A 14,090-nucleotide genomic window follows, 5' to 3' on the forward strand; every position below is an offset into this window, starting at 1 on the left:
GACATCGTGTTCTCCGGGGCGGATCAGGCCGGGACGGCGGCGCCGTCGGCGGCGATCGTGCGGCTCGCGCGCCATTCCTCAGCTTCGGCGAGTTCGGTGAAGTGCAGGACGTTGTCGCCCTGATCGGTACGGCGTAGTACCTCGAGGACTTCCGCCGGTGTGGCGTGGAAGAACTCCCGCCGCAGGTTGACCCGGTTGACGCGGCGGTCGGCGAGTTCGCGATGAAGGCGGTTCTCCAGGCCGACGGCGTCGGAGCTGAACACCAGGGCGTGGATGTCGAACTTGAACGGAACCGATGCGTCGCCCAGCTCCCGGACGCGGTCGTGGGGATCGAGTCGGCGGGTCATACCGATCTTGACCATGTGCTCGCCGAACGCTCCGACGTTCGAGATCACGTAGACGTGACCGGTGCGGATGTTCGCCTCGCGCGACTCGACGCCCTCGATGGCGGAATGGAGTTGGTCGAGTTTCGTCTCGGCCTCGGCCACCTTTGCGTCGTCCCCCTGCGCACGCCACCTCTCCTGCACGAGCCTCCAGTGGTTCTGCTCCTTGAGGAGCCGAGCCTTCTCTCGCTCGAACTCCTTTCGGGCCGCGTCCTCGTCGCGCTGGCGTTCACGTTCGGCGCGGACGCGTTCCTTCTCCTGCTCCTGGTGGGTGAGGTAGTCAGCGGTGAGTTCGAGTTCCTCGACCCGTGCCCGGTGGTAGGACTCGCTGACCCGGATCTGCATCGTCCGCCCGAGTTTGGCGATGGTGTCGCGGGCCTTCGTGAGCCGGTCGATCGAGGCGGCGAGGCGATGGGGTCGCATCGTGCGGATGCAGTTGTCGGCCTCGGCGTTGTAGGCACGCAGCATCAGCTTGGTGTAGTCGCGCAGCATCCGCTTGCCTTCGGTTGCCGACCCGTTCACGGTCCAACCGGAAGCAGCCAGTACTGCCTCGTCGTTGCGTTGCAGGGATTTGTACCGGTCCTTCAGATCCTCCAGGCGGGACTTGTAGGCGACGGCGTCCGCGAGGCGATGCCGGAACTCGTAGATTCCGGCCTCCTGCAGCATGGCCAGGTCCTCGGTGACGACGATCTGCCGGTCCAACTCGGCGATGCGTGCCCGGCGCTCTGCGAGCTCGGCATCGACCGCTCGTTCCCGATCGACGGCCTTCGCCCGGGCCGTCGTCAGGATTCGGTCGGACACGATCACCGCTTCGGAGAGAACGGCCCGGCTCTGCTCCGCGATCTCCCGTGCCCGCAGATGCTCGGTCCGCACGGAGTCCGTAGCGGCTGCCAGCGTGGCGCGGACCTGCGCCAGCTGTGCACCGGCCTGCTCCGCTTCCTGCTCGAAGGCGACCGCGTCACGGTTGCGCAGTCCCACGTTCTGCCGGCGAAGCTCTCCCACCTCCTGGCGGAGCGCCCCGATCTCCTGGCGCGCGCGTTGACCGTTGGCGTGCAGGAGGGACTCCAGCTCACCGACTCGGAGGTGGAGCTCGGCGTTCTCGACTTCGGCTTCGCGCAACGCCCGCCGGGCGCCGAGCAGACCGACCGATCGGTTCTCCTCCGGGCGTCGAGGTGGTGGCTGGTCGGGTCTGCCCATGTGCGCTCCTGGAACTGGACGGCGTTCTCGTCGATCGTCCCCATCAAAAACCAGGTTGGCGAGGCCGGATCGTCAAGCAACCGGAGGTCGCGAGACGAGCCGGTCGGTCGAGCCGGACTCCGAGACGGGACGGCCGCTGATTCGTGTGGGGTCTGCCGCTATCTCGCGTGAACATCGCCGCTCAGGACGACGAGGTGATGCGTCCGGAGATGGTGCCGGCGGTGGCCTGCGCATTGGCGGAGACCGAGAGCACGACCGTGCCGCTCTGTCCCGGGTTGATCTGGGCGTACGGCGTGTTCGACTGACTGATGGTCCAACCGTTCGGTACGCGCTCGGGGGTGAACGAGGACGTCATCAGCGGCACCTGGCCGGTGCTCTCGATGCGAATGGACACGGAGCAGGATCCGGGAATCACCTCGGGCGTCTTGCCCTCGACGAGCGTGCGTGAGACAAGCGGGTTGACCGTCACCGCGGTGGTGCTGTCCACGGTGACGTTCGAGCAGTCGGCCGATGACTTGGTGCCTGACGCGCCGGCGACCTTGGCTGAGGCGGTGGAGTCGATGAAGCCGGTCGTGCCTCCGATGGTGGTGGTGAGGACGACGATGGCGAAGGCGATACCGCCGGCGAGCAGGAGGCCGAGGGGGATGCCCACGAGGACGGCGGTGCGGCGGCTGATCTTCTTCACGGTCTCTCCCCGTAGGTCGCGCCACTGTGTCGGTGGCACCCGTGAAGACGATCGAGACCGCACGGTCGTTAACGTCGATCATCAGGGCTGATGATCGAGAATCCTCCTGCTCGACGTGCATCCGTTTGTGGCGCGAACCGCAAGCACGGTCGTTCCTGCGGCCCCTGCGCTGCGAGCTCCACCGTCGTCGCAGCGCAGGGGGCTGTGTGAGATGTCAGGGTCGGGCCTTCCGAGCTCTGGCTTCGTGATTCGATTCCCGTCGCCCGCTCCATCGCCTGAAGTGCACGTTCGAGGTCTGCTGCACGATCGACCGCGGTGAGTGGGTCCTGCCTGCTCGGTCCGGCAGTCAGGCAGCTCCGCTCGGGAGCGACGCGTCCTCGCCCCCGGTCCTCTCCGCCGGGTGCGCTCCTGCGGCGCACCCGGCGTCCGATGAGGTCAGGCCCGGGCCGGCACCACCGCGTCGCGCAGCAGCCCCGTCGCCGGGTGGCAGTTGACGTACTCGTAGTATTGGTCGCCGGCGTCGAAGACCGAGACCTCGTGGTAGAGCCGGAGCTTCTCGAGCTGCTCGACGACCCGGAAGAAGGTCACGAAGATCCGCAGGTGCGTGGGGTGGGACTCGGCCCAGCGCTCCAGCAGGTCGAGCGAGCGCCAGTGGCCGATGTTGTAGGACTTGTCGACGGAGTTGCCGTCGAGGTCGATGTAGCGGACGTACCGGTTGCTGTAGCAGCCGATGTCCTTTCCGTTGTCGCGCAGGAAGTCCATCCCCTGGCGGAGGACCGGTTCGATCTCCTCGGAGTAGAGGGTCCGCTCCCGCTCGCCGGCCTCGGCCCAGTCCTGGCCCGAGCGGATCAGCGCGATGTTGCCGTGGGGTCGTACGAGGACCCGGCCTCGGCGCGACGGGTCCTCGGAGGCCGTCAGCTCCCCGTCGGCGCCGAGCCATTCGGTCTGCGAGAGCGGGATGCGGTCGCGCATCGAGCCCCAGTAGCCGTGTTCCTCGATCTCGCCGCTGACGCCGTCCATGATCGCTCCGACGCCGGGGAAGTCCTCGGTGAAGGCGTAGAGCGTCTCGAACTGGTCGGCACGCGGCGAGAGGATCTCGCGGAAGACCCCGACGTCGGCCGCGAGGCGCTCGTCGGAGTTCCACCAGCCGGCGACGTCGGGGCCGGACAGCCAGCGCTCGTAGGTCGCCGGATCCCGCCAGTAGCCGACGGCGATCAGGTTGACGTGGTCCTGTGCGTCGGTGTGCTCGGTGGTGTCGTACTCGCCGGGGCCGTCCGGGAGCGCGAACTGGCCGACGATCTCCCGCAACGTGCGCAGCGCCTCCGCGCGGTGGTCCTCGCCGCGGTACTGGACGCCGAAGTAGCCCATCACCACCTGCGTGAGGTCGTTGCCGGCACGGGCGACGAACATCGGGAACGGCGGCCGGTAGTCGTCCGCGACGCGGCGGGACAGTGTCCGCGGGCACTGCAGGTGGGTGTCGATGGCTGATTCCATGGCGTGCTCCCGGCTGGTGCTCTGGTTCCGCGCCCTGATGGGCGGTGGCGGGAAGGTAGGAGCGGCTGCCTGCATCAGTCAATGAGTAGTGACGTATTGACGTAGTCGTCGGTGGCTGCCTGTATCGTTCCGCAGATGCGGCCGATATCGTCTCTATCAGGAGCAACAGCGACATCAGTCTGGTGTGCGGGTCATCGGGCGGCCGTCGGCTCGCCGCGTGCACTGTGTCGGCACGGTCAAGTTCGTGCGACTCCCACGGAGGGGGCGCCCGCCCGACGTCGCGGCGGAGATCGCGGATGACCGTGCTCGAGTTCGACACCGCGACGGTGCCCGAGGGGGAGAGGCTCGCGCGCTGGTTGTCCTCGGTGCACGCCCAGCTCGGGACCCTGGACGTGCTTCCCCGGGCGGGCCGGACGGTCTCCGGCAGGATCTCCGGGACGCGGCTCGGCGCCGGTCGCGTGTCCCGCCTCGCCGCCGGACCCCACCGGTTCGTCAGGGCGCAGCGTCACATCGACCCCTCGGTCGAGGCCGGGCTGCATGCCGCGCTGATCCGGCAGGGCCGCTCGGTGGCGGTGCAGGGTGGTCGCGAGGTCGTGCTGGGCGCCGGAGACGTCGTCGTCCTGGACGGCGGGAGCCCGTTCACGCTGACCGCCGTCGACCCGTTCGACTACACCATCTGCACGCAGCCGATCGGCATGGCGGGTGTGCGTCGGGCGCAGGTGGCCCGGATGCGGGCCGTGCGGTTCGACGGCAGGGACGGCATGGGGGCGGTCGTCGCCACGCTTCTCGACTCGCTGCACCGGGTCGCCGCCGCGGAGCTGTCCGGTCCGGCCCTCGACGGCGTGCAGCGCACCATGGCGAACCTGTTCGCCATCCTCGCCGGCAGCCAGTCCGACGGGCAGGCGTCCGGGTCGGTCCACGTCGAACGGGCCCGCGAGGTCATCGAGGGGCTGCTCCCCGAGGCCGATCTCGGGCCCGCCCTCGTCGCGGCGCGGTGCGGGATCTCGGTGGGGCACCTGCACCGGCTCTTCGCCGAGACCGGCACCTCCGTCGCCGCCGTCATCCGGGAGCAACGGCTACGACGGTGCCGGGCCGAGCTGGGCGACGCCAGGTTCGCGCACCTGACGGTGGCCGAGGTGGGCGCTCGATGGGGGTACCCGAGCCCGGCGTGGTTCGGCCGTGCGTTCCGGGCGCGGTTCGGCTGCTCACCGGCGCGCTACCGGGCGGAGGAGCTCGAGCCCGTCCGGTCGGGGGAGGCCGGTCGCGGAGGGCGCTGAGGCGACACGTGTGGACGCGATCACCGCATCTGCGGAACTATGGTCGACTGATAACCGAAGCAGCGGAAGTGTGCTGTCGTGCATCGCAGTCCGACGAAGGAGTCGCAGTGAGCACCGTGTACGAGTCCCTGTACATCGGCGGGGAGTGGGTCTCCCCGTCGTCGTCGCGCACCATCGAGGTCGTCTCCGCCAGTACGGAGGAGGTCATCGGCCGGGTTCCCGAGGCCGTCGAGCGGGACGTCGACGCCGCTGTCGCGGCCGCTCGTGCCGCGTTCGACGACCCGTCGGGCTGGGCGATGTGGGCGCCCGCGGACCGGGCCGCGGTGATGGAGCGGCTCGCCGACGAGCTCGACGCCCGCGCGCCCGAGATGGCCCGTCGGGTGGCGTCGCAGAACGGCATGCCGATCTCGATCGCCGCCCAGCTGGAGGGCGTCTTCCCCCAGGTGCTGTTGCGCTACTACGCCGGCCTGATCCGCAGCACCGAGCTCGACGAGGTCCGCGACGGGCTGATGGGCGGGCGGATCCGGGTGACCCGCAAGCCGATCGGCGTGGTCGCCGGGATCGTGCCGTGGAACTACCCGCAGACCCTCGCCGCGTTCAAGCTCGGGCCGGCGCTCGCGATGGGCTGCACGATCGTGCTCAAGCCCAGCCCGGAGACCGTCCTCGACGCGCAGCTGTTCGCCGAGGCGGCGGCCGCCGCGGGCCTCCCGGCGGGCGTGGTGAACATCGTCCAGGGCGGTCGGGACACCGGCCAGTACCTGATCGAGCACCCGCAGGTCGACAAGGTCGCCTTCACCGGGTCGACGGCGGCGGGCCGGACCGTCGCCGAGACCTGCGCACGGCTGCTGCGTCCGGTCACCCTCGAACTGGGTGGCAAGTCGGCGGCGATCGTCCTCGACGACGCCGACCTCGCCTCGAACCTCGAGAGCCTGTTCGGCGCGACCCTGCTCAACAACGGCCAGACCTGCTACCTGGGCACACGCATCCTGGCGCCCTCGTCGCGCTACGCCGAGGTCGTCGACACGCTGACCGGGTTCGCCCGCAGTCTCCAGGTCGGCGACGCCCTCGACGAGCGGACCCAGATCGGCCCGGTCGCGTCGTCGCGGCAGCGGGACCGGATCGAGGGCTACATCGCCAAGGGGGCCGGCGAGGGTGCCCGGATCACCACTGGCGGTGGACGCCCGGCAGGGCTCGACCGCGGCTGGTTCGTCGAGCCGACCGTGTTCGCCGACGTCGACAACCGGCACACGATCGCCCAGGAGGAGATCTTCGGGCCGGTCCTCTCGGTGATCTCCTACGCCGATGTCGACGACGCCGTCCGGATCGCCAACGAGTCCGACTTCGGTCTCGGTGGCAGCGTGTGGACCTCGGATCCCGAGCGGGGCGAGGCGGTCGCGGCCAGGGTGCAGACCGGGACGATCGGCATCAACGCCTACCTGCCCGACCCGGCCGCACCGTTCGGTGGTGTCAAGCAGTCCGGGCTGGGTCGCGAGCTCGGACCCGAGGGGCTGGTCGCCTACCAGGCGCTGAAGTCCATCTACCTGGCGCCGTGAGACCGACGGCCGTCGCCCTACCGGTCCGGGGCGGCGGCCGTACGCCGGCTCAGCCGCCGATCCGTGCGACCCGCAGCTCGACCAGGTCGCTCACGTAGCGGCCGCCCTTCACGTCACCCGGCACGGCGACCCGGGGCCGGTCCAGCGGCTTCCCGTCCTCGGTCAGAGCCACGAGCAGGCCACGGTTGCCGAAGTCGGGGGAGGCCTCGCCGTAGGAGACGAGGGCGCGGTACCCGTCGGCGCCGACCGCGAGGACCCCGAAGGACAGCAGGTCGTTCTTCGCGTCGGTGGTGGCGAGTGCCTCCGGCGGGAGCAGCCGGACGAGCGGCACCCCGCTCAGGGTGTGCTCCTGCGGGCCCTTGCCGCTGCCGTAGCGGACGGTCACCGTCGTCTGGGGCAGGGCCGCGAGGTCGGCGCGGCTCCAGGTCCGCGGCGCGCGGACGTCTCCGGACACGGCCACCTCGCCCGGCGTCGGTGCCGTGGCGGTGGTCGTCGCCGCCGGGGCCGGGGCCGGCGCGGCGGGGGCGGGGGACCCGCAGCCGCTGACCAGCGCCGCCGTCGTGAGGAGGGCGAGCAGCAGAGCACGCGTCGTGGGCATGGGAGCAGACTAGATCGAGACCCGGATGTGCGGAAACGATCGTCTGCACAGTCCGCGGATGCGGTTTCTCGGCGATGATGGACGTGACGCCGACGCACGGAGGTTGGTCCATGCCCCTGGACTCCGCGATCCCGCCGCACCTGCGGGAGGCCCGCGTCCTGGAGGCGGCGTCCCCGGACGGCCACCACCCGCCCTACCCGTCGTTCTCGGCGTGGGCCGAGCCCGACGTCCGGCAGGTGGTGATCGCGTTCCTCGGAGCGCAGGGTGCGGGGCGCACCGATGACCTCGGTTCCGCCCTGCGGGGTGCGGACGGGCCCCGCCATCACGACCGTGCGGTCTCCGCCGGGAGGGACGACCGCCCCGCGGAGACCGTCGTCGCCGCGTACTGGACCGACCCGCTCGCCTTCGAGCGGTGGTTCGACGCCCACCGGGAGGCGTGGCTGTCCCCGGCCGATGGTGGTCGATGGATCGAGGCGGTCCGGCCGTCGGTCCGTCGGCTGGAGACGATCGCGGGAGCGCGCAGCCGGCCCGAGGGCGTGGCCGTCGTCGCGGAGCGGTTCTCGGACGCGGTCGTCGAGCACGGCTACTGGGGCAGCATGCGTGACCGGATGCCGGCATCGGCGACGGAGGCCCTGGGCGACCCGTTCACCCCCTGGGCGACCGTCGTGGACGACCGCGTCCGGGTGCGGGGACGGGGGAGCGTGTGCCTGATCCGGTCCGGCCAGGACTGGTCCGACACCGGCGACGACGAACGCAGGACCTACCTCGACGCGATCGCGCCGCGCCTGCACGAGGGCATGGACCATCTCGCGGGTCCCGGCGGGCCGGCCGCGGGATGCCTGAGCAACCGCTTCCTCACCGTCGTCGACGACGACGGTGACCCCGTCGAGCGCACCTACGGGCTGGGCTGGTGGCGCACCATGGCCGACCTGGAGCGATGGTCGGCGTCGCACCGCACCCACCTGGCGATCTTCGGCGCGTTCGGACGCGCGGTCCGGGCGCAGGGCGGTCGTAGTGCCCTGCGGCTCTACCACGAGGTCGCCGTCGCGGCGCCCCATGAACAGTGGTTCGAGTACGCGGGCTGTGTTCCGGGGACGGGGCTGCTCGCGAACGCGGCGATCAGTCCTCGGTGATCGCGGCCAGCTCGCGGGCCGTCCGTTCCCGCACCCGGTGGGACAGGCCGGCGGCCGGGCCGTCGTCGCGCAGGCAGTCCGGGCAGGGATGCCACCGTCGCGCGCCCGAGGCCAGTCGCTCGTCGACCGGGGTCAGGGGCAGGTGCTCCCCGGGGGCAGGCGTCCACGACCGGTTGCACCCGTCGTTGCTGCACCGGAGAGCGGAGTCGGCGCTGTCCATCAGGAGTCCTCGATCGGGTCGGACGGGTTCATCGGGCGGTGGGGCCCGCGTGCCGGCGGAGCCAGGTCGGTGGCCGGCCGCACTCGTCCGCGATCCGCCGCCAGCTCCAGCCCGCTTCCCGGCGGTCGCGGAGGTAGGCGTCGAGATCCGCGAACCCGTGCGTGTCGGCCACCCGGCCGGCGTGGTCCCGGGCCGCCGTCCGCACCGTCACGTGCGGGGTGAGGGTGACGCCGTGCCGTTCCATCGCGGCCGTGACGGCGTACCGGCTCATGCCGACCTCCTCGGCGATCGCCCGCACCGAGCGGTGCTCGACGAGATGGCGCCGGCGGAGGAAGGCCCCGACGTCGTCGAATCCGCGGATCCGGCGGGACAGCTCCGCGTCGTGCCGCGGCGGGCGCGGCCCGGAGACCATCTCCGCCACCTCGCGCGCGGTGTCCGGGTCCACGGTCCGCAGGTGCCGGCTGAACCAGTCCTTGTGCAGTCCGGCGGCCCGGCTCAGCCCGGCCAGGCTTCCGCCGTCGGTCAGACGGCTCCGCACGAGGCTCCCGACGTCGGCGAACCCGGCGTCGTCGGCCGCACGCTGTGCCACCGCACGCAGGCGGGCCACCGACGCCCGGCCGGCGGCCTCGTGGCGTACCCGGGGCGGGATCGCGGCCAGGGTCAGCAGGGTCTTGCGGCGGCGCTGCTCGGGCTGGCGGCGTCCGCGCGCCGCCGATGCCGCCAGCCGGGACAGTCGGCCGGTCGCGGCCCACTGTCGTCCGACCTCGCACCCGGCCCGCACCGCGGGATCGTCCCGGCGTCGCCGTTCCATGGCGCGGGCCCGCCGCTCCCGGGTGGCCCGGCCCTCGAGCGGCTGGCTCCGTTCCAGCCCGAAGGCCTCGCGGTAGCCGGCCCGGTCCCAGCCGTGTGCCCGCAGGTGGGCGCCCACCGAGCGGAACCAGTCGCCACAGAGGTGGCACCGGGCGTGCTCGACGTCGATCTGCATGACGCCGATCGGGACGTGGAACACCGTCCCGTCGGCGAGCCGCCCGAGCGGGCGGGAGCTACGAACACCGCTGTCGAATGCAGCCTCCGACATCACACCCCCCTGACTAGTCACAGTGAGACTAATCAGGGGGTGGTGTGCCTGTCACGAGGTCGGGACGCCGCGTCTCACCGGACGCGGTAGGGGAGGACCTTCCCGTTCAGGGTGATCACGAGGCGGTCGCCCTCCGGATCGGCGACCCGTGCCATGGCGAGCTCGAAGCCGATGGCCGAGACGATCCCGTCGCCGAACTCCTCCCGGACCAGCTCGGACACGGTCGAGCCGGGACCTGTACGACCTCGCCCGGTCGGTGGGCCAGCGGGTCACTGGGGCCGACGGCGCCCGCGTCCCGTCGCCGCCGAGCTCGACGGAGCCCGGGCCGACGCACCCTCGGCAGACCGGTCGACGGTGCCGACCTGGGCAGACGTCCGGCTCCCCGGACGGTGGTTCGGCGTCGAGTCACCCGCGGCCCCGGGCCGGGCCTATCTTCGCTGAGGCGTTGTTATCGTCAGGAACGAGCCGCACACGCGGAGAAGGCGGACCGTTGCGCGGACGCGAGGGCTGGGCGCGGAGGGGGAGTCGGCGATGGCTACGGAGGAGCACGCTCGGGTGGCGGCCCTGCGCGACGCCGAGGCGAAGGCGTCAACTCTGTTCGACGAGGTGGTCGACCGCGGTCTGATCGTGCCCGGGGTGACCGAGCACGCGCTGTCCGGCCAGGTCCGGGAGCTCGCATCGGAGCTGTTCGGCATCCGGCGCTTCTGGCACAAGCGGATCGTCCGGGCCGGGCCGAACACGGTGCATCCGTACCGGGAGACCCCGCCCGACCTCACGCTCGCCACCGACGACATCGTCTTCCTGGACTTCGGCCCGATCTTCGACGAGTGGGAGGCGGACTTCGGCCGCACCTACGTCCTCGGCGACGACCCGGCCCGGCATCGGCTCGCCGCGGACCTGCCACGGCTGTGGGATGCAGGACGACGGCACTTCCACGAACGGCCGGACATCACCGGCGAGGAGCTGTATCACCACGTCCTGGGGCTGATCGCCGAAGCGGGGTGGGAGCACCCGGAGACGCACGCCGGACACCTCGTGGGCGAGTTCCCGCACGAACGGATCGACGGGGAGGAGCGCGGCAGCTACATCACCGCCGGAAACCGCGCGCCGCTGCGACGCGTGTCGCCGTCGGGGAAGACGTGTCACTGGATCCTGGAGATCCATATCGTCGACCCCGGGCGAGGGTTCGGGGGTTTTTACGAGCAGCTCCTCGACATCTGAGCCGCTCGGTCGTGGGAACACCTCGGGCCTAGGATCGCCGAGCATGGTGGAGTACCGAGTCACGACGGCGGCGCGGATGGTGGGTGTCGGTGACGACGTCTTCCGCCGATGGATCGCCAAAGGTGCCCTCGTCTCCGGTCGCGACTCCGGAAACCGGATGATCGTCGACGGAGCAGACCTCGCCACGTTCCTGCGCGACAACCCCGGCCTCGGCCCTGACGACCCGCGGCCGGGGGACACGTCGGCGCGCAACCACATGGTCGGGCTCGTGACGTCGGTCGTCAGTGATCTCGTCATGGCGAAGGTCGAGATCCAGGCCGGGCCCCACCGGGTCGTGTCGGTGATGAGCAGTGAGGCGGCCCGCGAGCTCCGCCTCGAACCGGGTTCGCTGGCCGTCGCGGTCGTCAAGTCGACCGACGTCATCATCGAGACGCCCACCGTCGGACAGGACTCCGGACCGGGTCGGTCATCCTGATCATCCCCGCATACGCATGCCCATCCATCCTGATGCAACGCAGGTGCGGCTCATCCGAGGGCAACCTACGGTCAGGACATGGAAGGTGTGCCCGTCGTTCCCGACCCCACGGCGCTCTACCGGATCCGAGACTCCGCCTACGCGACCGATCTCCTGGTCGCGGCCGTCGCGGAGCTCGACCTGTTCAGCCTGCTCGCAGGGATCGGGCCCACGACGGCATCCGAACTGTGCGGCGAACTGGGGCTCGCCGCCCGACCTGCCGACGTCCTCCTGACGCTCTGCGCGGCACGGGGACTCGTCGACCGCGATCTCGCCTCCGGTGACCTCATCCGGGTGACCGACCTCGCCCGAGCGCACCTCACTGCGGGCTCGCCGTACGACCTCCGTGCCTACTACCGGTCTCTCGCCGAGCGACCAGGAGTCCAGGAGCTCGTCCGGGTGCTCCGGACCGATCGGCCGGCCGCCTGGGCGAGCAGCACAGCGGGCGGCGCCGTCACCGCAGACCGACGGGACTGGTCGGGCCGTCTCGTCGATCCGGACTTCGCCGGTCGCATCACCGCCGCGATGGACGCCCGGGGGGCGTTCCTCGGCCCCGCGCTCGCCGACACTCTCGCCGATCTGCCCTGCACCGGGCTGCTCGACATCGGCGGCAGCTCCGGTGTCTACGCCGCCGCGCTCATCGAGAAGCGAGCCACGGCCCGAGCGGCCGTCGTCGAACGCCCGCCCGTGGACGCGGCGGCCCGCTCGCTGCTGGAGGCCCGAGGTCTGGCCGGGCGAATCGAAGTGATCGGCGCCGACATGTTCAGCGATCCGCTTCCCGCGGGGTACGACCTGCACCTCTACTCGCAGGTGCTGCACGACTGGGACCGGGAGCGCGTCGCGCAGCTGCTTGCGGCGTCCTTCGAGGCGCTGCCGCCAGGTGGGTGGCTGGTCGACCACGACACTCACATCGACGCGGACAAGTCCGGACCACTCCCCGTGGCCGAGTACTCCGTCCTGCTGATGCACTCGACGCCGGGAAAGTGCTGGTCGGTCGGTGAACTCTCGGAGATGACCGCCGCCGCCGGGTTCGTCGACGCCCGGGTGCTCCCGACCGTCGCCGACCGCAGTGCGTTCCTCGTGCGCAAGCCCGGCTGACCGGCGCGCACACCACGGTGCGGTGCGCCGTCGGGGCGACGACGCACCGCACCGAGTGGTCAGCCCGGGAAGTTCCCCGGCTTCTCCTCGAAGATCATCGTCTTGTTCTCCAGGTACGGCAGCAGGCCGTCGACGCCGCCCTCCCGGCCCGTCCCGGACTGCTTGAACCCGCCGAAGCCGATACCGAAGTCCGTCCGGAAGTTGTTGTGCCCGACCGTCCCCGCCCGCAGGCGGCCGGCCACCTCCCGCGCGCGGTCGGCGTCGTGGGTGAACACCGCGGCGTTCAGCCCGTAGATCGTGTCGTTGGCGATCCGGATCGCGTCCTCCTCGTCCTCGGCCGGGATCACCGACAGGACCGGACCGAAGATCTCCTCCTGGGCGATGGACCAGGAGTTGTCGACCCCGGCGAACACCGTCGGCTCGATGAACCAGCCCCGGTCGAGGCCCTGCGGGCGGCCCCCGCCGGTCACCAGGCGCGCACCCTCGGCCTTGCCCTGGGCGATGAAGCCCTCGACCCGGTCGCGCTGGCGCTCCATGGCCAGCGGGCCCATCTGGGTGTTCGCGTCGAACGGGTCGCCGACGCGGACCTGGGAGAACGTCCCGGCCAGGGCGTCGGCCATCTCGTCGTGCCGCCGTCGCGGTACGACGATGCGGGTCAGTGACGAGCAGACCTGGCCCGACAGGAAGCACTCGGCGCCGGACAGGCTCGCCGCGGCCTCGGCGAGGTCCATGTCGTCGAGGATGACCGCGGCGGACTTGCCGCCGAGCTCGAGGGTGTAGCGGCCGATGCGCTCGCCCAGGATCGAGGCGATCCGGCGTCCCGCCGCGGTGGAGCCGGTGAAGGCGATCTTGTCGACCCGGGGGTCGCGGACCAGGGACTCGGAGACCTCGCGGTCGGCGGTGAGGACGTTGAGGGCGCCGGCGGGCAGGCCGACCTTCTCCGCGATCTCGGCCATGATGTACGGCGCGCCCGGCGCCTCGGGCGAGGCCTTGAGTACCACCGTGCAGCCGGCGAGCAGTGCCGGTGCCAGCTTGTAGGCGATCAGTGTCATGGGCGCGTTCCACGGGATGATCGCGCCGACGACCCCGACCGGCTCACGGGAGATCATCCCGTACCGGCCGCCCGCGGTCGGCGTCGCCGGCTCCTCGAACGCGAAGGTGTCGGCCAGGTCGGCGTAGAACGCGTACGCGTCCGGGACCCCGCCGATCATGGCCTGGGCCGCGCCCAGGACGATGCCGGACTCGCGCGGCCAGACCTCGACGACGTCGGCGGTGCGCTCCCGCACGGCCTCGCCGATGGCGCGCAGGAACTCCGCGCGCTGCGCATGACTCATCGCCGGCCAGGGGCCGTTGTCGAACGCGTCGCGGGCCGCGGTGACGGCCCGGTCGACGTCGGCGTTCTGGGCCTCCGGGACCTGGTAGTAGACCTGTTCGGTGGCGGGCTCGATCACCGAGATCGTGCTGGACGAGGACGGGGTGACCCACTCGCCGCCGATGAAGAACCTGTCGAGCGCCTTGAGCGGTGCCCGGGTGTCACTGGTGATGCTCATCGAGTGTCGGACCTCCATTGGTCGACGTCGCTCGTGGCGGGCGGCGGGTCGTGTGCGTGCCGCCCGGTGGCGGTTTCGAGAGTGTCACC

14 protein-coding genes are annotated in these 14,090 nt (G+C 71.3%); 6 read left to right on the forward strand and 8 right to left on the reverse strand.

The features are described from left to right. Positions 1 to 23: 23 nt before the first annotated feature. The 3 genes from KPL57_RS02855 to KPL57_RS02865 form a co-directional block, all read right to left on the reverse strand. A complete protein-coding gene (locus KPL57_RS02855; protein ID WP_226350323.1) occupies positions 24 to 1,580 on the reverse strand; it encodes a DUF4041 domain-containing protein in 1,557 nt (518 codons plus the stop codon). Between the two features lie 181 nt (positions 1,581 to 1,761). Beyond that, positions 1,762 to 2,265, reverse strand: a complete 504-nt coding sequence (locus KPL57_RS02860; RefSeq protein ID WP_226350324.1) for a hypothetical protein — start codon at positions 2,263 to 2,265, stop codon at positions 1,762 to 1,764. A gap of 435 nt (positions 2,266 to 2,700) precedes the next feature. Beyond that, positions 2,701 to 3,759: a phenylacetaldoxime dehydratase family protein gene (locus tag KPL57_RS02865; RefSeq protein WP_226350325.1), complete on the reverse strand. Its 1,059-nt coding sequence runs from the start codon at positions 3,757 to 3,759 to the stop codon at positions 2,701 to 2,703. Positions 3,760 to 4,055: 296 nt separating this feature from the next. On the opposite strand from KPL57_RS02865, the gene KPL57_RS02870 reads away from it, so the two are divergent. Together KPL57_RS02870 and KPL57_RS02875 are read left to right on the forward strand one after the other, a co-directional pair. Further along, positions 4,056 to 5,036: a helix-turn-helix domain-containing protein gene (locus KPL57_RS02870; protein WP_226350326.1), complete on the forward strand. Its 981-nt coding sequence runs from the start codon at positions 4,056 to 4,058 to the stop codon at positions 5,034 to 5,036. Positions 5,037 to 5,143: 107 nt separating this feature from the next. Then, positions 5,144 to 6,589 (forward strand): aldehyde dehydrogenase, encoded by a 1,446-nt coding sequence (locus tag KPL57_RS02875; RefSeq protein WP_226350327.1) that lies wholly within the window; start codon positions 5,144 to 5,146, stop codon positions 6,587 to 6,589. A 49-nt stretch (positions 6,590 to 6,638) separates the two neighbouring features. On the opposite strand, the gene KPL57_RS02880 is transcribed toward KPL57_RS02875, so the two are convergent. Beyond that, entirely contained in the window at positions 6,639 to 7,187 is a 549-nt protein-coding gene (locus tag KPL57_RS02880; RefSeq protein WP_226350328.1) for a hypothetical protein, read from the reverse strand. Between the two features lie 110 nt (positions 7,188 to 7,297). Between KPL57_RS02880 and KPL57_RS02885 the strand changes: the two genes are divergently transcribed. Continuing rightward, the gene (locus KPL57_RS02885; RefSeq protein WP_226350329.1) at positions 7,298 to 8,320 is read left to right on the forward strand and encodes a phenylacetaldoxime dehydratase family protein; all 1,023 of its coding nucleotides are present in this window, start codon (positions 7,298 to 7,300) and stop codon (positions 8,318 to 8,320) included. On the opposite strand, the gene KPL57_RS02890 is transcribed toward KPL57_RS02885, so the two are convergent. The 3 genes from KPL57_RS02890 to KPL57_RS02900 form a co-directional block, all read right to left on the reverse strand. Then, the gene (locus tag KPL57_RS02890; RefSeq protein ID WP_226350330.1) at positions 8,307 to 8,540 is read right to left on the reverse strand and encodes a hypothetical protein; all 234 of its coding nucleotides are present in this window, start codon (positions 8,538 to 8,540) and stop codon (positions 8,307 to 8,309) included. The genes KPL57_RS02885 and KPL57_RS02890 overlap by 14 nt on opposite strands. A 28-nt stretch (positions 8,541 to 8,568) precedes the next feature. Beyond that, positions 8,569 to 9,618: a MucR family transcriptional regulator gene (locus KPL57_RS65820; RefSeq protein ID WP_264197576.1), complete on the reverse strand. Its 1,050-nt coding sequence runs from the start codon at positions 9,616 to 9,618 to the stop codon at positions 8,569 to 8,571. A gap of 74 nt (positions 9,619 to 9,692) precedes the next feature. After that, the gene (locus KPL57_RS02900) at positions 9,693 to 9,839 is read right to left on the reverse strand and encodes a hypothetical protein (protein WP_226350331.1); all 147 of its coding nucleotides are present in this window, start codon (positions 9,837 to 9,839) and stop codon (positions 9,693 to 9,695) included. A 310-nt stretch (positions 9,840 to 10,149) separates the two neighbouring features. On the opposite strand from KPL57_RS02900, the gene KPL57_RS02905 reads away from it, so the two are divergent. The 3 genes from KPL57_RS02905 to KPL57_RS02915 all read left to right on the forward strand — a co-directional run bounded on the left by KPL57_RS02905 (position 10,150) and on the right by KPL57_RS02915 (position 12,451). Beyond that, a complete protein-coding gene (locus tag KPL57_RS02905) occupies positions 10,150 to 10,839 on the forward strand; it encodes a M24 family metallopeptidase (protein ID WP_226350332.1) in 690 nt (229 codons plus the stop codon). A 43-nt stretch (positions 10,840 to 10,882) separates the two neighbouring features. Continuing rightward, positions 10,883 to 11,314, forward strand: a complete 432-nt coding sequence (locus tag KPL57_RS02910; RefSeq protein ID WP_226350333.1) for a molybdopterin-binding protein — start codon at positions 10,883 to 10,885, stop codon at positions 11,312 to 11,314. A 78-nt stretch (positions 11,315 to 11,392) separates the two neighbouring features. Further along, entirely contained in the window at positions 11,393 to 12,451 is a 1,059-nt protein-coding gene (locus KPL57_RS02915; protein ID WP_226350334.1) for an acetylserotonin O-methyltransferase, read from the forward strand. Between the two features lie 59 nt (positions 12,452 to 12,510). Here the strand turns inward: KPL57_RS02915 and KPL57_RS02920 are convergent, their stop codons facing one another. Next, complete coding sequence (locus tag KPL57_RS02920; protein ID WP_226350335.1) at positions 12,511 to 14,001, reverse strand: aldehyde dehydrogenase; 1,491 nt, start codon at positions 13,999 to 14,001, stop codon at positions 12,511 to 12,513. Positions 14,002 to 14,090 lie beyond the last annotated feature (89 nt).

This window comes from Pseudonocardia sp. ICBG601 (assembly GCF_020496245.1).